This is a genomic window from Flavobacterium sp. ZB4P23 (assembly GCF_003970375.1).
Lineage (GTDB): Bacteria > Bacteroidota > Bacteroidia > Flavobacteriales > Flavobacteriaceae > Flavobacterium.
In genome coordinates this window covers 44,227-62,780 of record NZ_RYDK01000002.1, presented here as the reverse complement: position 1 = coordinate 62,780, position 18,554 = coordinate 44,227, and the positions used below count along the sequence as shown (strand labels likewise).

Annotated in this window: 13 protein-coding genes; 6 read left to right on the top strand and 7 right to left on the bottom strand. The window is 36.2% G+C overall.

Going from position 1 to position 18,554, the window contains the following annotated elements; all coding sequences use genetic code 11:
* Nucleotides 1–63: 63 nt before the first annotated feature.
* Entirely contained in the window at nucleotides 64–2,697 is a 2,634-nt protein-coding gene (locus EKL99_RS03460) for a valine--tRNA ligase (protein WP_126576534.1), read from the top strand.
* A 91-nt stretch (nucleotides 2,698–2,788) separates the two neighbouring features.
* Here EKL99_RS03460 and EKL99_RS03455 read toward each other — a convergent pair whose 3' ends face one another.
* From EKL99_RS03455 to EKL99_RS03430, 6 genes are all read right to left on the bottom strand, one after another.
* On the bottom strand, nucleotides 2,789–3,337 hold the full coding sequence (locus EKL99_RS03455; protein WP_126564400.1) for a PepSY-associated TM helix domain-containing protein: 549 nt from the start codon (nucleotides 3,335–3,337) through the stop codon (nucleotides 2,789–2,791).
* A gap of 59 nt (nucleotides 3,338–3,396) precedes the next feature.
* Nucleotides 3,397–5,604 (bottom strand): TonB-dependent siderophore receptor, encoded by a 2,208-nt coding sequence (locus EKL99_RS03450; RefSeq protein WP_126576407.1) that lies wholly within the window; start codon nucleotides 5,602–5,604, stop codon nucleotides 3,397–3,399.
* Between the two features lie 183 nt (nucleotides 5,605–5,787).
* On the bottom strand, nucleotides 5,788–6,915 hold the full coding sequence (locus EKL99_RS03445; RefSeq protein ID WP_126576406.1) for a PepSY domain-containing protein: 1,128 nt from the start codon (nucleotides 6,913–6,915) through the stop codon (nucleotides 5,788–5,790).
* A gap of 63 nt (nucleotides 6,916–6,978) precedes the next feature.
* Nucleotides 6,979–9,126, bottom strand: a complete 2,148-nt coding sequence (locus EKL99_RS03440) for a TonB-dependent siderophore receptor (RefSeq protein ID WP_126461005.1) — start codon at nucleotides 9,124–9,126, stop codon at nucleotides 6,979–6,981.
* Nucleotides 9,127–9,314: 188 nt separating this feature from the next.
* The gene (locus EKL99_RS03435) at nucleotides 9,315–9,794 is read right to left on the bottom strand and encodes a DUF6265 family protein (protein ID WP_126576405.1); all 480 of its coding nucleotides are present in this window, start codon (nucleotides 9,792–9,794) and stop codon (nucleotides 9,315–9,317) included.
* A 648-nt stretch (nucleotides 9,795–10,442) separates the two neighbouring features.
* A complete protein-coding gene (locus EKL99_RS03430; protein WP_126576404.1) occupies nucleotides 10,443–12,734 on the bottom strand; it encodes a DNA topoisomerase 3 in 2,292 nt (763 codons plus the stop codon).
* 1,237 nt (nucleotides 12,735–13,971) lie between these two features.
* Here EKL99_RS03430 and prfA point away from each other — a divergent pair.
* From prfA to EKL99_RS03410, 4 genes are all read left to right on the top strand, one after another.
* A complete protein-coding gene (prfA, locus tag EKL99_RS03425; RefSeq protein ID WP_126460993.1) occupies nucleotides 13,972–15,048 on the top strand; it encodes a peptide chain release factor 1 in 1,077 nt (358 codons plus the stop codon).
* A gap of 63 nt (nucleotides 15,049–15,111) precedes the next feature.
* Entirely contained in the window at nucleotides 15,112–15,471 is a 360-nt protein-coding gene (locus EKL99_RS03420; protein ID WP_126460991.1) for a four helix bundle protein, read from the top strand.
* 38 nt (nucleotides 15,472–15,509) lie between these two features.
* Nucleotides 15,510–16,337 (top strand): orotidine-5'-phosphate decarboxylase, encoded by an 828-nt coding sequence (pyrF, locus tag EKL99_RS03415; protein ID WP_126576403.1) that lies wholly within the window; start codon nucleotides 15,510–15,512, stop codon nucleotides 16,335–16,337.
* A 201-nt stretch (nucleotides 16,338–16,538) separates the two neighbouring features.
* Nucleotides 16,539–17,351, top strand: coding sequence for an ABC transporter substrate-binding protein (locus EKL99_RS03410; RefSeq protein WP_197037203.1), 813 nt, complete (start codon nucleotides 16,539–16,541; stop codon nucleotides 17,349–17,351).
* Here EKL99_RS03410 and EKL99_RS14500 read toward each other — a convergent pair.
* Nucleotides 17,346–17,495 (bottom strand): hypothetical protein, encoded by a 150-nt coding sequence (locus tag EKL99_RS14500; protein ID WP_197037202.1) that lies wholly within the window; start codon nucleotides 17,493–17,495, stop codon nucleotides 17,346–17,348. The two genes, EKL99_RS03410 and EKL99_RS14500, sit on opposite strands and share 6 nt — an antisense overlap.
* A 106-nt stretch (nucleotides 17,496–17,601) precedes the next feature.
* On the opposite strand from EKL99_RS14500, the gene EKL99_RS03405 reads away from it, so the two are divergent.
* Nucleotides 17,602–18,387: an alpha/beta fold hydrolase gene (locus EKL99_RS03405; RefSeq protein ID WP_126461574.1), complete on the top strand. Its 786-nt coding sequence runs from the start codon at nucleotides 17,602–17,604 to the stop codon at nucleotides 18,385–18,387.
* Nucleotides 18,388–18,554: the final 167 nt, after the last annotated feature.

Below are 18,554 nucleotides of genomic sequence, written 5' to 3'. Positions count from 1 at the left end.
TGGTTATTGGTTTAACGGAACCAACAAACAATTGAATTTAACGATTAAATGACCCACAATAAAATGATTATTCCTGCACAATTTGACGCTAAAACTATTGAGAATAAGTGGTATGACTACTGGATGAAAAATAATTATTTTCACTCAGAGCCGGATCAAAGAACACCATATACTATCGTAATTCCACCGCCTAATGTGACTGGAGTTTTACACATGGGACACATGTTGAACAATACTATTCAAGATGTATTAATAAGAAGAGCGCGTCTTAAAGGGTTCAATGCGTGCTGGGTTCCGGGAACGGATCATGCCTCAATAGCTACAGAAGCTAAGGTGGTAGCCAAATTAAAAGCTGAAGGAATCCATAAAAATGATTTAACACGTGAAGAATTTTTGGCGCATGCATGGGAATGGACGGATAAATATGGCGGTGTAATTCTGGAACAACTCAAACAATTGGGCTGTTCATGTGATTGGGATCGAACAAAATTCACCATGGATCCTGATATGTCAGCCTCAGTGATTCGTTCTTTTGTAGATTTATACAACAAAGGTTTGATTTATCGAGGATACCGAATGGTGAACTGGGATCCGGAAGCCAAAACGACTTTGTCTGATGAAGAAGTAATTTATGAAGAACAACAAGGAAAGTTATATTACATACAATATAAAATAGAAGGATCCGAAGATTTTCTGACAATAGCAACAACGCGTCCGGAAACTATTTTTGGTGATAGCGCCATTTGTATTAATCCAAATGACGAACGTTTTGCTCATTTGAAAGGCAAAAAAGCGATTGTGCCTATTTGCGGAAGAGTAATACCTATTATCGAAGACGATTATGTTGATATCGAATTTGGTACTGGTTGTTTGAAAGTGACCCCAGCTCACGACATGAATGACAAGGCATTGGGAGAAAAGCATAATTTGGAGATTATTGATATTTTCAACGAAGATGCAACGATGAATAGTTTTGGTTTGCATTATCAGGGTCAAGATCGTTTTGTGGTTCGTGAAGAAATTGCAAAAGAACTAGGGACTATAGGTGCTTTAGCAAAAACAGAAACACACTTAAATAAAGTAGGTACTTCGGAAAGAACCAAAGCAGTTATCGAGCCTCGTTTATCAGACCAATGGTTCTTGAAAATGGAAGATTTGGTAAAACCGGCAATTCAATCCGTATTGGTTGCTGGCGAAATTAAATTGCATCCAGCACGTTTTAACAATACGTACGCCCATTGGCTAAACAACATTCGCGATTGGAATATTTCGCGTCAATTGTGGTGGGGACAACAAATTCCGGCCTATTTCTATGGCGACGGAAAAGAGGATTTCGTGGTCGCTGAAAATATTGAAGACGCTCTAAAGTTAGCGAGAGAGAAAACTTTAAACCCTAAACTTGAAACAAAAGATTTAAAGCAAGATGTTGACGCTCTTGACACTTGGTTCTCGTCTTGGCTATGGCCAATGTCCGTTTTTGGAGGTATAATGAATCCAGAAAGTGAAGACTTTAAATACTATTATCCAACCAATGATTTAGTTACGGGCCCGGATATTTTGTTTTTCTGGGTAGCGAGAATGATTATTGCGGGTTATGAATATACCGATAAAAAACCGTTTACCAATGTATATTTAACGGGTTTAGTTCGGGATAAACAAAGACGTAAAATGTCTAAATCATTAGGTAATTCCCCTGATCCTTTAGACTTAATTGAGAAATTTGGTGCTGATGGAGTTCGAGTGGGATTGCTTTTGAGCGCTTCTGCCGGAAATGACATTATGTTTGACGAAGAATTGTGCAACCAAGGAAAAGCATTCACCAATAAAATTTGGAATGCCTTTAAATTGATCAAAGGTTGGGAAGTTTCGGAAACGATTCCACAACCGGAATCTTCAAAAGTAGCAATCGAGTGGTATGAAGCCAAGTTGCAACAAACACTTCTAGAAATCGAAGATAATTTCGAAAAATACAGAATTTCCGAAGCTTTAATGGGAATTTACAAACTGGTTTGGGATGATTTCTGCTCTTGGTTTCTGGAAATGATAAAACCGGCGTACCAACAGCCAATCGACAGCGTTACTTTGGCGAAAGCCATAGCAATGCTTGAAAATAATTTAAAATTATTGCATCCGTTTATGCCGTTCCTGACAGAGGAAATTTGGCAAATTCTTGCCGAAAGAACTACAGATGAAGCATTAATCGTTTCGACTTGGCCAGAAATAAAACCGTTTGATTCCCGTTTAATTGCTGATTTTGAAAACACAATGGAGGTTATTTCCGGAATTCGTACGATCCGTAAAGACAAGAATATTCCGTTTAAAGATGCGATTGAATTTAAAATTGTCAATAATGACAATACTTCGGCTTATTTTGATTCGGTGGTGACTAAATTAGGAAACTTGACTTCCTTAGAATATGTTTTGGATAAAGTGGATGGCGCCTTGTCTTTCCGTGTCAAATCGAATGAATATTTCATCCCAATCACCGGAAATATTGACGTGCAAGCTGAAATTGCTAAACTGACGGCGGAGTTAGTCTATACGCAAGGTTTCTTGAAATCAGTACAAAATAAACTAGCCAACGAGAAATTTGTGGCTGGTGCACCGGAGAAAGTTTTAGCCAACGAAAGACAAAAAGAAGCAGATGCTCTGGCAAAAATGGAAACTATCGAGCACAGTTTGGCGGGTTTAAAATAGACTTAGTCAAAATATATAAACCCGACCCATTTTCAATATGGGTCGGGTTCTTTTTTAAGTCAACTTAGTTTAGCAGGATTGAAGCAGAAATTTAGCCAAATAAAAACAAGAATAATAACGGAAATATAATTCCGGCAACGGCTAGTTTCCAACCCCTGTTTTTCCAACTGAATTTTCCGGCTTTAATCATAACCGTTCCTGTTAAGGCAATAATGATTAAGCTGATCGCAAAAATATCAGAATAATAAATCCAAAAATTAGAGGTGTTTTTATGCAATTTCATCGTTTGGCTGATAATTGGCGTTTTAGAGAAGGAAACAATTTCTCCTTTTCCAGTTTTCAGGTCAATTTCGACATCGTGCTTTTCAAAAGAAATTTTAAAGGTTCCTTTTTTTACCATTTGACGTCTCATTTTATCATCGATGCCCAATTGTTTGCCTAAATCTTCAGCAAATTTTTCATTAATTTCATTTTCAGCAAAAACTTTTACTTGGATCGCCTTGGTTTCGGTAGTGTATTTTTCCGGATGCCAGTATTCTCTGTGGTTCATCATAAGTCCTGAGATGGCAAAAGAAACAATTAATCCGATATAGAAATACCCTAAATCACGGTGTAAATTTCTTGCTTTTATTTTCATCATGGGTTTGAATTTTAGGTTTTGAATTATGTATCAGACTTTTTATTTGGTAAAAGGTTTAATTAGAATTTATATTTTAAGCTGGTCATCACTTGACGAGGTGCTGTTGGGTTTACACTGTAATTTTCATGTACGGTATAATTCAAAACATTTGTAATATTTGACAATCTGCATAATAGAGAGAATTTCTCCCAGTTGTATCCTACTGAAACATCAATTGTGGTGTATCCTTTTATTGGAATTTCTCGGTCATAAATCCCGTTAGGCAAGGATTGGTCAATTTGATTATTCCATCCGCCTACTCTTTTTCCAATATAATTCCCTAAAGCTCCAACAGATACTCCTTCTAATATTCCGGAAGGCAGCGTATAAAAAAAGCTTAGATTAGCTGTATTAGCCGGAGTTCTGGCCAAACGATCTCCTTCTATAAAGCTTCCTTTTATACCGGATGTTTTAGTATAGCGCATGTCATTATAACTGTAACCGGCTATGATATTTAAGCCTTCTATGGGTTTTGCAATAATGTCAAATTCGACCCCTTTGCTGGTGGTTTCGCCGCTTAAAATTTTTATCGATGTATCGATATTGCTGGAACCATCGGCTTTGAATTCAGCAGTTTGTGCTAAGTTGCTATTGGTAATTTGGTACACCGTTACGTTTGTGCTTAGTATTCCTCTCCAGAAATCCTTTTTGATTCCAACTTCATACTGGTCTATGATAGACGGTTCAATGGCTTTTAAATCTACTGTAGTTCCGGTGTTTGGTGTAAATGAATTGGAGTAACTTGCAAAAAGGGACATGTTTTTTGTAGGTTGAAATACAAGTCCTAGTTTTGGGGTGAAAGCAACATCTTTGCGTTTTGGAGCTTCGGTAACTGTGGTTTTAAGGACATCCGTTGTCGCTACTTGAGCTTCTTGCCAAGACCACCTAATTCCTGCTAAAACTTTAAATTTATCGGTTAGTGAAATTAAATCTTGGGCGTATATCCCAAAACGGTTGGTGTCTGTTTTTACGATTCTGGTTGTAGTTGCATCCGGTATGGCACCGCCTTGATTGAAATTTTCAAAATCAAAAATGTTTCCACTGCCATAGGTTGTAGGGCTGAATGCAAAAGCATAGGCTTGTGTAAATGCATTTTCCATATCAACTCCCGTGAATAGTTGGTGTTTTACCTTTCCAGTTTTAAAGTTACCTTGTATGCTGAATTGTTCTCCAATGATTTGTTCCAGATTTTTGTTTTGTCCTAAGGGTCTTTTCCAGTCACCGTTTGTTGCCGGTTGAATGCGTTCCGTTCCTTTTGAAGTTCGGTCGTAGTTTTGAAAAGAGGTATTGAAGTTTAATTTCCAATTGCTGTTAAAATCATGTTTTACTAAGGTAGATACGGTGGCTTGTTTTGTTTGTCCATTAGACCAATTTGCCCCTAAATAAGTATTTCGAGGAAGTTCAACAATTTCTTTTCCGATGATTCCAGTACCAAAATCCGGAGTCCAGTCATCGTGCAGATAATCTCCTTGTACTATGATTTCAGTCTTGGCACTCACTGTAAAAAGGAAAGAAGGATTGATGTAATACCGTTCTTTGGTCACATTATCTCTGAAGCTTTCAGAGTTTTCATAAGAGCCGGTGAATCGATAGGCAATATTATCATTTAAGGGACCGTAAATATCGATGGAAGGTTTGTAAAAAGAATAGCTGCCCATTTGCATCGCAATTTCTCCTCCTTTTTTAAAGGAAGGGATTTTGGTCACCATATTCAATATTCCTCCGGGTGCTACATTTCCAAACAATAAAGCGGCACTTCCTTTTAGGACTTCTACTTTCTCTAATGAAGAAACTTCCGGGATTGAACCACTGTTAAAACGGAATCCATTTTTAAACATATTGTTGGCAGACATGTCATACCCTCTTGAAAAGAAGGATTCCTGTGCACTGCCACGAGCGGAACCCACATAGACTCCATTTACGTTTTTGATGACATCACTTAATCTGATTGCCTGTTGCTGTTCGATGATTTCATTTCCTATCACTTGTATGCTTTGGGGAATATCCATTGGTTCCAAACCGGATCGTACTGCTGATAGTGGTTTTTTATGCTGATTTGGAGTTACAATTACTTCTTTAAGAATTTCTCTTTTTTTGTTTTTTATGGTGTCTAAAACGCTATCAAATGTTTCCGTGTCTGCGGTATTTTCAATTGCTTGTGCTGTTTCTTGTGCAAAGCCACTTATGCTGAATAACAAAACTAAAACGGGTATTAAAATGTTTCTCATGGTTGTTTATTTGGAATGATTAAAAATAACGATGCAAATATAGAATCTGAATTTGATTTAACAAAACTTATTTAGATTAAATATGGATAATAATTTAAATGTTTTTTAATGTATTGTAATACAGTTTTTTAAATAAAAAAATCCTTGCTTTTAGACAAGGATTTTTAATTTTAGCGTGAAATGTTAAATTTTAACATTTGATTTTCGGTTTCTTCCCCACCAAATATAGCATCCGGTTATAGGAAGACTCGCAATAAGTAAACTGATTAAAAAGGCAAATATTTTTCCGGCTATTCCAAAAACGGCACCCGTATGAATGTCGTAATTCAAGAGCAGCAGTTTGTCGGCAATTTTAGCTTCTTTATACCTTCCGTAAAGGTGATCTACTTTTTGTTCTTCTAGGTTGTATTGGTCAAAATAACGATAGTCTATTTTCCAATAGGTGCCTTCCTCAGGATTTGCATTTGCAGCAATAGAAGAATTGGCACTTTCCGGTGGATGCACTTCTATAGATTTTGCTTTTGGATATTCTTTTTGCATCAAAGTCCAAATTTGATCCAGCGGTTTATCTACTTTTTTTGTTTTTATAGTCGAAATTGGATCTTCATAAACCAATGATTTTTCTCCACCAAGAACCGTATAATAAGAATAACCAAACCATTGGAAACCCCAGACTAAACCCGTAATTGCAAAAATAAGGGCAATTATAAGCACGTATAAGCCAGTAATATTATGCAAGTCATAGTTTTTGCGTTTCCATTTTAATCCTTTTTTCCATTTAAACCAAAAACGTTGTTTGGCAGCATTTTTATTTTTTGGATACCAAAGAATCATTCCCGTAATCAGCAGAATCAAAAACACTAAAGTTGCCGATGCCGTAACGGTTTGTCCGATTTCATGAGGCAGCCAAAGATAAAAATGACCGTCAAGAATAAAGTTAAAAAACCCATCTTCCATATTGGTTTTTTCAAGGACTTCACCTGTATACGGATTGAGGTACACAATATAATGATAGGAAGGTTCGTAATGGAAAAATATAGCTTCCACTGATTTGACAGAACCATTGTATTTTATGGCATGTAACACTTTGTTTGGAATTTCTTTTCGGGCAATTTCTTCCAATTGCGTAGGTAATAGAAATGGTTTTTCCTGTTTTGTAACAAACCTGTACTCATCGGTGTAATCTTGTATTTCTTCCTGAAAGGCATACAAACTTCCCGTGATGGCAATTATGAAAACAAGTACGCCTGAGGATAAGCCAAGCCAAAGATGGATTTTTAGGATTGCTTTTTTTAAGGTGTTATTTTTCATTATAAATGGATTAAACTCCTCCAGGAAAAGAGGAGTTTAGTTAGACAAAACGAATTAGGAATCTTAAAATTTATATGTCAAACCGGCAGTTACACTTCTTAATCGCTGTGGAGTTACAGTAGACCAACCTGAATAATATTTTTCGTTTAATATATTATTTAATTTTAAAGCTAAATTGAATTTATCATTTGAATACGACAAAGCCGAATTTAATATGGTATAACTTGGTAAGGCAAACGTTCCGATATTCGCTCTGTTCAACGTTTTATATTCACTGGCATGGTTTCCGCCAAATCCAAGACCGAATCCTTTTAATTTCCCGGAAGTCAACGTGTAATTTGCCCAAAAATTTACTAGCGTTTCTGGTCCGGCTTCTTCAGGTCTTAATCCTAAATATCCATCACCGGGATTGTCTTTTGTAACTTCACTTTTGTTATTACTGAATCCAGCAATCACATTAAATCCTTTCATTGGGTTTGCCGTAAAACTGATTTCAACTCCTTTACTGTTGACTTCACCGCCCTGAATTGCGTTGTTAATATTGTTTGGATCCGTCATTAATCGGTTTTTTACATCAATGTTGTAGTAGCTAATCGATGCCGAAATGATGTCTTTGTATAAGTTTGTTTTTAATCCAAATTCATATTGATTAGCTTGCTCCGGATCAAAAGATTCCATTCTTGGATTAGAACCATCCACTTCAGAAACTTCTCGTGGCGTTACATTTACAAAGCCATTCATATAATTTGAAAAAACCGAAACTTTATCTTTAATCAACATATAAACCAGACCGAATTTTGGAGAAACGGCTGCTTGGCTGTTTTCTTCGGTCGCTGTTTTCGATTTGAAATGATCGACGCGCAAACTAATCATTGCCGATAATTTATCGGTAACATTCAACACATCTGAGGCGTACGCACTAATAACCTCAATTTCAGCAGTTGAATTTCCGTCAAACGAATCTACTAAAAGATTATCAACTCCCGCTTGGGTCAAATCTCCAGTATCTGATCCATCGATTAAGGAGACAATTCCGTTTCCAACCCAACCGGTACTCCCGTTTATAATATTTGATTTATAATAATCGACACCAGCAACCAATCGGTTTCTTAAGTTTCCAATTTTAAAGTCTCCAATAAAATTTTGTTGAATATCCGTTGCTAAAGTTTCTCCGTTTCTTTTAGAAATGAATCGTGTAAAATCATTTCCGTTTGATGCATCAAATAAATAGGAATAATACCCATTTGTTTTACTGTTGCTTCTGGATAATACCGTTTGTGAAGTCCACTGATCCGATATTTTATAAAACATTTGAGCCTGTAAATTATAAGTAGGATTGCTGATGGACAGCTCGTTTGAAGTGAATGATTTATTATAGTTTTTTTCGAATAATTCCATCGAATCAAATGATAGAGCGGAATTTCTGTTCAAGAAAAGCATCGGGGCATTTGATGAATTTCGGTTTGTAAATTCAGTATTGATCAAGAACGAAAGTTTATCACTAACTTTATAACTCAAGGAAGGCGCAAAGAAAAAGGATTTGCCAAAACCGGCATCCTGAAACGAATTTTCTTTTTGGTAGGCTGTATTGATTCGTACGGAAACATCTGTGTTTAGTGGGATATTTACATCTGCAGTAAGGCGATCCATACCATACGATCCGGCATTATAACTGATTTCTCCACCAAATCTTGAATAAGGTTTTTTAGTTACAATATTTATTAAACCTCCGTATGAAATCAAACTACTGCCAAATAATGTTCCTGAAGGTCCTTTGATCACTTCAATATTGTCCACGTTGGCCGGATCAATACTTCCATTGTTGATTCCGGGAAGCCCGTTGATCATTGTTGGCTGAACTGAAAAACCTCTCATGGAAAAATATTCAGCACCATCGCCGCCACGCCCGGTTGATTCCCAAAGACGCGTGATTCCAGTTGCATTTTTTAGCGCATCACTAAAGTTAGTAACCACTTGTTCTTTCATTAACTCGCTGGTAACGGTGTTGTACACCTGTGGATTTTCAATATTATTCAAAGGCATTTTAGAGACTGTGGTACTTTTTTCTCTTTTATACCTGTATTTGTTGGTGTTTATAATCACTTCTTTCAATGTTTTTAAGGTATCTTTTTCTTGCTCTTTCTTTTCTTGAGCAGTAACCGTTATTCCAAAAAGCAAAACGAACAGGTAAAAGGCAGGTATCTTTTTCATTTATTTAGATTAATTAAAAATAAGTTGCAAATATAAGAGTGCTTTTGCTCTTAACAAAACTTATTTAGACTAATTACAGATAATATTTAAAATTAATTTTTATTCCACTGCAAAACAGTTTTTTAACGGTATAAAAAAACCTTGCTTATTTCGAGCAAGGTTTTGATTGGAACTAAAATGTTAAAATTTTAGTTGATTTTTTTCATTGAATATTGTTCGGAACTGGGTTTTCCTTGCTGGATTCCTGAAATTTTTACCACTATACTGTCTGGATTGATTTCACTATAAATAATTTTTTGAGGATAATCATATTTCGGGTTTTCAAAAACCAGTTGTTTCTCAGTTGTCGTTGTCAACTTGAATGCGACTGCTTTATCCTCGTTTTGTCCTTTTACCATAGTTGAATACGTTAATTCTTCTCCTTTTTGTTGCAAAATAATAGATTCAAAATGCAAAGTGTCTTTTTCTTTGATAAAATAGGATTGCGCTTCAAAAGTACTGTCGTTTACTTTTTTCCAAGTTTCAGAAAGATTTCCATCAACGGACTTATTTTCCCAATTTCCTAAAATCCAATTGGCGGCTTTCATTTTTTCTAATTCATTTGCATCCGATTCTTTGCAGGAAAAAATGGTTAACAAAAGTAATATAAGAGTTGTTTTTTGAAACATTGGTGTAAATATTTGGTTTTATTTTGAACTGCTAAATTAAGAAAAAATAGAATAACGTCGCTTTTTTAGTTTTGGAATCACAGGTTCACCATATAAGTCATATAAGTTTTTAATTTGAATAGAATAAAGGAAAAAAACAGTTCATTTAAGGAAAGTCGCATAGTTCATAAAGAATGTTTTAACTTACGTTCTCTTCAGCCAATGTGACAAATAAACTAACTTTCTTAACCCGTTGGGTGCAATTAATTTTTGATGATAATTTTCGTCAGTTCGAGTGATCCCGCTTTTGGGCGGGATTATATCGAGAACTAGAAAATTAGTATTAAAAACGGTTCTCGATACACGTCACTTCGAGTGCGAAGCGTATCGAGAAGTTTGTTCCGTTTTACTACACAAAAAACACTCGAACTGACGTTTTGAATAATTGCACCCAACGGGTTTTCTTATATAACTTAAGTAATGACTAAAATTTAATGTCGTATTTTAATAAAGCACTAAATTTCTTTGCCACAGATTTCACAGATTAGCACAGATTAATTCGTTATGTAATTTTAAAAATCTTTTTAATCCTTACAATCTGTGGCAAAAACTCTTTTTAATAATTGCGACAATATATCTTTCTTGCTACTTATATGGTTAAAACAAAATTTAATCACTTTCATTCAAAATAATATAAACCAATTCTTTAGTTGGTTTTTGATCTTTCAGTTTTGCTCTGACCACATCAAAAGGCACTTTGAAATCACAGCCTGATTTATAATCGCTGCAGCCATAAGCCATTTTTCCTTTTAGCACCGTTCCTTTCTTGCATTTCGGACAGGCTAATTCGTCCGGAATGACTTTTTTTAAAGCTTTCTTGGCTTCTAATTGAAGTTGGAAATTTTCGTCAAAACGAAGCAAACCTTCCACAGTGCCGATATCAGTTTTAAAATCTTTCATGTTTACAGTAGATCCTTTTTGTAGTAATCGCAAGTATTGGTTCTCGGATATTTTTTTCTCTGCAAAAGTGTAAGGCAATAGGAACGTGCAACCTGCTTTATAATTGGTACATCCAAATGAAGATTTTCCTTTGATAAGTGTTCCTTTTCTGCATTTTGGACAGGCTTCCGCCAAAATTCCTGCGGCTTTCTTTTTCTCGACTTTGACAACTTCTTTTTGAATGCTTCCCACATGCGAGATATTGGCACGTCTGGTTTCACTTCGCACTTCATAGACCAAAGCTTCTACCATGTTTTTCATGTTCTTAATAAACGCAGCAGCGGTAAAAGTTCCTTTTTCAATATCTTTCAACTGCTTTTCCCAAGAGCCGGTGAGTTCAGCTGATTTCACCAAATCATTTTGAATGGTGTCAATAAGCTGAATTCCCGTAGGTGTTGGCAATACCTGTTTTTTGTTCCTAATGATGTATTGGCGTTTAAACAGCGTTTCAATAATATTGGCTCGCGTGGAGGGACGCCCAATACCGTTTTCTTTCATCAATTCGCGTAAATCTTCATCATCCACTTGCTTGCCTGCGGTTTCCATGGCGCGCAATAAAGTAGCTTCGGTGAACTGATTCGGTGGTTTGGTTTCCTTTTCTAAAAACGAGGGTTCATGTGGCCCTTTTTCACCTACAACAAAACTCGGTAAAATATCGGCTTCTTTTTCTTTGGCGTTTGGATCTTCAAAGACTACGCGAAATCCCTTTTTAAGGATTTCTTTTCCTGTCGTTTTGAAGGCTACATCTGCTGCTTTCCCAATAACGATGGTATTGGCAACCAAACAATCGTCATAAAACACGGCTATAAATCGCTTGGTAATTATGTCATATACTTGCTGCTGATTGTATTGCAAGTTGGATTGAATCCCCGTTGGAATAATCGCATGGTGATCCGTAACTTTTTTATCGTTGAAAACTTTGGTCGATTTTTTTATCTTTTTTTCCAAAAGCGGTTGCGTCAATGCAGCATAATTCGTCAAGTTTTTCAGAATCCCAGCCACTTTTGGATAGATATCATTGGGCAAAAACGTCGTATCAACTCTGGGATACGTAACTACTTTTTGTTCGTACAAAGTTTGGACAATTTTGAGTGTTTCATCTGCCGTAAAACCAAATTTGGTATTGCAATACACCTGTAATCCTGTTAAATCAAATAGTTTAGGTGCAAACTCATTGCCATTCTTTTTTTCGACCGAAACTATTTCGAACTCACTTTCCTTGACCTTATTGGCCAAGAGTTCGCCATCTTCTTTTTTCAAAAAGCGCCCTTCTTCATAGCTGAAAAGCGTTTCTCTGTATAAAGTTTGCAACTCCCAATACGGTTGCGGTTTGAAATTCTCGATTTCCTTGAATCGGTCCACAACCATTGCCAATGTTGGGGTTTGTACCCTGCCAATAGACAAAACTTGTTTGTATCCGCCATGTTTTACGGTGTACAAACGCGTGGCATTCATGCCCAGTAACCAGTCGCCAATGGCTCTGGAAAATCCTGCATAGTATAAATTATCATAGTAGGCAGATGGTTTCAAGTTCTGGAAACCCTCTTTGATGGCTTCGGTGGTTAGGGAAGAAATCCACAAGCGTTGCACCTCGCCTTTATAATTGGCTTCGTTCATCACCCAGCGTTGAATAAGTTCACCCTCTTGCCCGGCATCCCCGCAGTTGATGACCAACTCGGCTTTGTCGAAAAGGCTTTTTATGATTCGGAATTGCTTTTGGATCCCCGAATTCTCGACCACTTTAGTTTCGAATTTGTCGGGAAGCATGGGTAGATTGTTCAAATCCCAACTTTTCCAATGGGGCTTGTAATCGTTCGGTTCTTTTAAGGTACATAAATGCCCAAAAGTGTAGGTGACCTGATAACCATTGCCTTCATAATATCCGTCATGCTTGGTATTAGCTCCCAAAACGGATGCGATTTCGCGGGCGACACTTGGTTTTTCGGCAATACAGACCTTCATTTTTTCCTACTGATTTAAGGGTGCAAAGTAGGAATTTAGAAATTGGTATTAAAAAGAAATCGACAGGAGTTATGAACTGGTATGTGATTCATTGCGAGGAACGAAGCAATCCCATTCAGTTGGTCTATTATTTATTTGCTTATCGTTATGGGCACAGAATACAATTCTGCGCTAACGATTGTGGATATTCGAGCGATCGGTAATACAGACCTTCATTTTTGCTACTTATTTTGAGGGCGCAAATTAGGAATTTACAAATTGGTATTAAAAAGAAATTTTGTGGAGTTATGAACGGTTAGGACGTGCTGTTTATTAGGAGCAGTACGAATGGCGTTTTTTCAAGAACCCATCTTCCTGCTGTCCGCTGTATCCACGCTAAAAAGCGTGGGATGCCGCTTCCATCAGGGCTATTGATTACGTCTCATTTTCATAATAACGAAAGAGAAAATGCCGTAGATTACTTCATATATTCTCATTTACTGTTAGCGCAGAATTGCATTCTGTGCCCACTCCAATTGACACCCAAACTAATTTACAAAATTACTTCTAAATCAGCTTTAAAAATTAAAAAAAAAGCTAATATCGTTTTATGGATTAGCTCTTTTGACTTGTTTTACCTGTCCTCGTTTGTGGGCACAGAATGCAATTCTGCGCTAACGACTGTGGATATCTGAGCAATCGGGCTAAAGATTTCGTTTTGTTTTCATAATAACGAAAAAGAATAATGCCGTAGAGTACTTCAATATTCTTATTTACTGTTTGGCAGAACTGCATTCTGTGCCCACTCCAATTTGCATCCAAAATTATTCTAACAAAAACTTCTAAATCAGCGTTAAACATTAAAAAAAGCTAATATCGTTTTACTGACATAGCTTTCTGACTTGTTTTTTCCTGCCCTCGTTTGTAGGCACAGAATACAATTCTGCGCTAACGATTGTGGATATCTGAGCGATCGGGGAAAATGTTTCGATAGTTGAATTATCTCTAGATTATCGTGTTATATCAATAAGATGATTAAGAATCACATTGGCTATTTGTATTATGAGATTCCTCGTACCTCGGAATGACAAGTAGTTACTGAAATAGCAAAAAACGAACCTTGCAAACTGCAATACTTTTTCGTATTTTTGCGGTCTAAACCGAAAGATGATTTTGATTAAAATAAAAAATCGTGATAAGAGGTTACTTCTGCCCTTGGGCAAAATATATAAACGAGAAGAAATAAAGGACTAAGAAAATGTTAGATAGACTTCAAATAGTAAAACAACGTTTCGATGAGATTTCGGATTTGATTATTCAGCCGGATGTTATTATGGATCAGAAGCGTTATGTGCAATTGAATCAAGAGTACAAAAGTTTAAAAGCTTTGGCTGAAAAACGCGATGAATATGTTGTTTTGATGGCAAACATTGACGAAGCAAACGAAATAATTGCCGATAACAGTGATGCGGATATGACCGAAATGGCCAAAATGCAACTGGACGAAGCTAAGGAAAGATTGCCGGAACTGGAGGATGAAATCAAGTTTATGTTGATTCCTAAAGATCCCGAAGATGCTAAAAATGTTATGGTGGAGATTCGTGCCGGAACGGGTGGGGATGAAGCGAGTATTTTTGCCGGGGATTTGTTTCGTATGTACACGAAATATTGTGAGAACAGAGGTTGGAGAACGTCGGTAGTGGATATGAATGAGGGAACTTCGGGTGGTTTCAAAGAGGTGATTTTTGAAGTTACCGGTGAGGATGTTTACGGAACCTTGAAGTTTGAAGCGGGTGTTCACCGTGTACAACGGGTACCGCAAACGGAAACACAAGGACGTGTTCACACATCAGCGGCGACTGTTATGGTATTGCCGGAAGCAGAGGAATTTGATGTGCAAATTGATATGAATGATGTGCGTGTGGATTTCTTCTGTTCGTCAGGACCTGGTGGACAATCGGTAAATACAACTAAATCAGCGGTTCGGTTGACGCACATTCCAACTGGATTGGTGGCGCAATGTCAGGATCAGAAATCACAACACAAGAATAAAGATAAAGCTTTTGGCGTTTTGCGTTCCCGTTTGTACGAACAGGAATTAGCCAAAAAACAAGCGGAAGATGCTACAACGCGTACGTCTCAGGTAAGTTCTGGTGACCGTTCTGCAAAAATCCGTACCTATAATTATGCACAAGGTCGTGTAACGGATCACCGTGTAGGTTTGACGTTGTACGATTTGGGAAATATCATGAATGGTGATATTCAGAAAATTGTAGATGAGTTGGCGTTAGTCAACAACATGGAAAAACTGAAAGAAGCCAGCGAGGTTTTTTAAATAGGTTTTGGGCGCCGGGTTTTAGGTCTTAGTAGGTTATAGGTTTTTGTAAAACTAAAATATATGAGAAACTTTAGGGATTTAGAAGTTTGGCAAAGTTCTGTTTTGCTTGTTAAAAAAATTTATATTATTACTGGTTCGTTTCCCAAAGAAGAAAAATTTGGACTGGTTTCTCAAATCAATAGATGTGCAGTTTCAATTCCTTCGAACATAGCGGAAGGTTGTTCCAGAACTTCTCAAAAGGATTTTTCTAGATTTTTACAGATAAGTTTAGGTTCGGCCTTTGAATTAGAGACTCAAATTGAAATAGCTAAAGAGATAGGTTTTGTGGATGTGTTTTTACACTTAGAAATTATTTCCGAGCTTAACATAATTCAAAAAAGAATTCAATCCTTAAAAAAGTATGTTGATTCCAAGGTTTAAAACCAACACCCAACATCTAAGAACCCACCACCTAAAAAATGACTACACAACAACTTATTGACCAAATCAGAAGCAAGAAATCATTCCTAGCAGTAGGACTCGATATCGATTTGACTAAAATTCCACAGCATCTACTAGAATTGGAAGATCCCATTTTCGAATTCAATAAAGCGATAATCGATGCAACGCATGATTTGGCTGTGGCTTATAAACCTAATATTGCTTTTTATGAAGCGTATGGTTTGAAAGGATGGACGTCTCTACAAAAAACAATTAATTACATCAACTCAACGTATCCGGATATTTTTACTATTGCCGATGCCAAACGCGGTGATATAGGCAATACGTCTGCTATGTATGCCAAAGCTTTTTTTGAAGATTTGAATTTTGACAGTATTACCGTTGCTCCTTATATGGGAAAAGATTCAGTGGAGCCTTTTCTGGCTTTCAAAAATAAACATACGATTATGTTGGCTTTGACTTCTAACGAAGGTGCTTTTGATTTTCAGACTTTAAACTTAAACGGAAAAGAATTGTACAAACAAGTTTTGGAAATATCTAAAAACTGGAAAAACAGCGAAAACCTGATGTATGTTGTAGGTGCAACAAAAGCTGAATATTTCACTGAAATTCGCAAAATTGTTCCTGACAGTTTCTTGCTTGTTCCCGGAGTAGGAGCACAAGGCGGAAGTCTGGCTGAAGTTTGTAAATACGGAATGAATGCGAATGTTGGATTACTAATCAATTCTTCCAGAGCGATTATTTATGCTTCAAACGGAACTGATTTTGCCGATAAAGCAAGAACCGAAGCGTTGAAAATGCAACAGGAAATGGAGCAAATTATGAGTTTGAAGTTTAACGTTTAACGTTTTTGGGTTTTTATAAAATATTTTGAATTCAATCATTCTTCATTTTAAACCATTAAGAAATTAAGTTTTATTACCCTTGCGCTAAGATTTGAATCAAAAATTTTAGCGCTAAACTTTTTAAGCCTTAATTTTTCTAAATTTCTTAATGGTTTAAAAATATAATTTTTGATTAGATTTACTAAACATTAAACATTAAACTTGAGACAAAAAACTTTAATCGATCAACTCGGAATAACACATTCTTTTGAAACTTCGCCAAAACGCATTATATCATTGGTTCCCTCACAAACGGAATTGCTGTATGATTTAGGTTTGGAAGACCGAATTATAGGAATTACAAAATTCTGTGTGCATCCGTATCATTTTAAGTCGACCAAGAAAATAGTTGGTGGTACCAAAAAAGTGCATTACGAAAAAATCAGATTGTTGCAACCGGATATTGTCATTTGTAACAAAGAGGAAAATACCGCTGAAATTGTGGAAGAGTTGCGTAAAATTTGTCCGGTTTGGGTGACCAATATCATCACGATTGAAGATAATTTTCAGATGATTGCCGACTTTGGTCAACTTTTCAATTGCAGAACCGAAGCCCAGAAATGGAACGATAAATTGGCTTTTGCCCTGAGCGATTTTAAAAACTTTATAAAAGATAAGCCGCAACAAAAAGTAGTATATTTCATTTGGAAAAATCCTTTTATGGTTGCCGGTTCTAATAATTTTATCAATGAATTACTGAAACTAAACCATTTTCAAAACATATATGCAGGCAATGCCGAGACTTCTGGACGTTACCCGGAAATTGAACTCAAAAAAATGCGTTTAGAAGGGGATCCGGATTTGGTTTTTCTTTCATCAGAGCCGTATCCTTTCAAAGAGGAAGATGCTTTCGAAATAGGAAGACACACACACCACGCAAAAACGGTATTTGTAGATGGTGAAATGTTTTCCTGGTATGGAAGCAGGCTGTTAAAAGCGTTTGACTATTTTAAAAAAATGCATCAAAAATTATAATTCGCATTCTTCTAAAATCAATTTTTCTGTTGTCACGATCGATTTAACAGAAGAATTTTCGATATGGAAATTTAGTTCTGAGAACTTTTGGTACTCTTTTTTAAGCTTTTCTATTTCACTTTTCTCTTGCAATAATCCTTTCATGGGTGATGATTTTATGCAAATTTACATTTTACGATCTTAAAAGAAGCATTATTATTTGTTAAGATTGGGATTTAAAATTAATGTGCTATTTTTACAAAAAAAAGACGTGATCAATTATACCATTTACGAAAATAAAAACAGCGACCAATGGGTAACTTTTGTTCACGGTGCTGGTGGAAGTTCGTCTATATGGTTCAAACAAATACGGGATTTTAAGAAACAGCATAGTGTTTTATTATTGGATTTACGCGGTCACGGGGAATCAAAACCTACGCTGAAAACAGCTTTCAAACAAAAATATACTTTTTCGGCTTTGGCCAATGATATTCTGGAAGTCTTAAACCATCTCAAAATTGAAAAATCACATTTTGTCGGAATTTCATTGGGAACCATACTCATCAGACAATTGGCTGAAATGTATCCGGAACGCGTGCAAAGCATGATCCTTGGCGGTGCGATATTGAAAATGAATTTCCGTTCTCAAGTATTGATGCGATTGGGTAATTTGTTTAAATATGTACTGCCTTATTTGGTTTTATATCAGTTTTTTGCCTTTGTCATCATGCCAAAAAAAAGTCACAAACAGTCTCGGGTGCTTTTTATCAACGAGGCCAAGAAATTATACCAAAAAGAATTTATCAAATGGTTTAAACTCACCGCCGAAATAAATCCGGTACTCAAATGGTTCCGTCAGGTCGAGTTAAATATTCCTACGCTTTATGTGATGGGCGAAGAGGATTATATGTTTTTACCATCAGTTAAAAAAGTGGTAGAAAATCATTACAAATCGTCTACGTTGTTTGTAATACAAAACTGTGGACATGTAGTCAATGTGGAACAGCCTAATGTTTTTAACGATGCTGTTCTTTCTTTTATAAACACTGCTAAATAAAAATTGCCTGCATTTTTTATGCAGGCAATTCTTTAACTAACCAAAACCAAAATAATAAATAACCAGTTTATTACTCTGCAAAGATCACACTTACAGAGGCGTTTTGCTGTTAAGATTTTGTTATTACTTTGTTGTACATACGTTAAGTTTTTTTTACTTTGTTTCAA

Excerpts from the sequence above, each read along its gene's own strand:
- EKL99_RS03445 (WP_126576406.1), bottom strand. The coding sequence starts at position 6,915 with ATGAAAAATAACACCTTAAAAAAAGCAATCCTAAAAATCCATCTTTGG.
- pyrF (WP_126576403.1), top strand. The coding sequence starts at position 15,510 with ATGACTACACAACAACTTATTGACCAAATCAGAAGCAAGAAATCATTC.
- EKL99_RS03430 (WP_126576404.1), bottom strand. The coding sequence starts at position 12,734 with ATGAAGGTCTGTATTGCCGAAAAACCAAGTGTCGCCCGCGAAATCGCA.
- EKL99_RS03460 (WP_126576534.1), top strand. The coding sequence starts at position 64 with ATGATTATTCCTGCACAATTTGACGCTAAAACTATTGAGAATAAGTGG.
- EKL99_RS14500 (WP_197037202.1), bottom strand. The coding sequence starts at position 17,495 with ATGAAAGGATTATTGCAAGAGAAAAGTGAAATAGAAAAGCTTAAAAAA.
- EKL99_RS03450 (WP_126576407.1), bottom strand. The coding sequence starts at position 5,604 with ATGAGAAACATTTTAATACCCGTTTTAGTTTTGTTATTCAGCATAAGT.
- EKL99_RS03435 (WP_126576405.1), bottom strand. The coding sequence starts at position 9,794 with ATGTTTCAAAAAACAACTCTTATATTACTTTTGTTAACCATTTTTTCC.
- EKL99_RS03420 (WP_126460991.1), top strand. The coding sequence starts at position 15,112 with ATGAGAAACTTTAGGGATTTAGAAGTTTGGCAAAGTTCTGTTTTGCTT.
- prfA (WP_126460993.1), top strand. The coding sequence starts at position 13,972 with ATGTTAGATAGACTTCAAATAGTAAAACAACGTTTCGATGAGATTTCG.
- EKL99_RS03455 (WP_126564400.1), bottom strand. The coding sequence starts at position 3,337 with ATGATGAAAATAAAAGCAAGAAATTTACACCGTGATTTAGGGTATTTC.
- EKL99_RS03440 (WP_126461005.1), bottom strand. The coding sequence starts at position 9,126 with ATGAAAAAGATACCTGCCTTTTACCTGTTCGTTTTGCTTTTTGGAATA.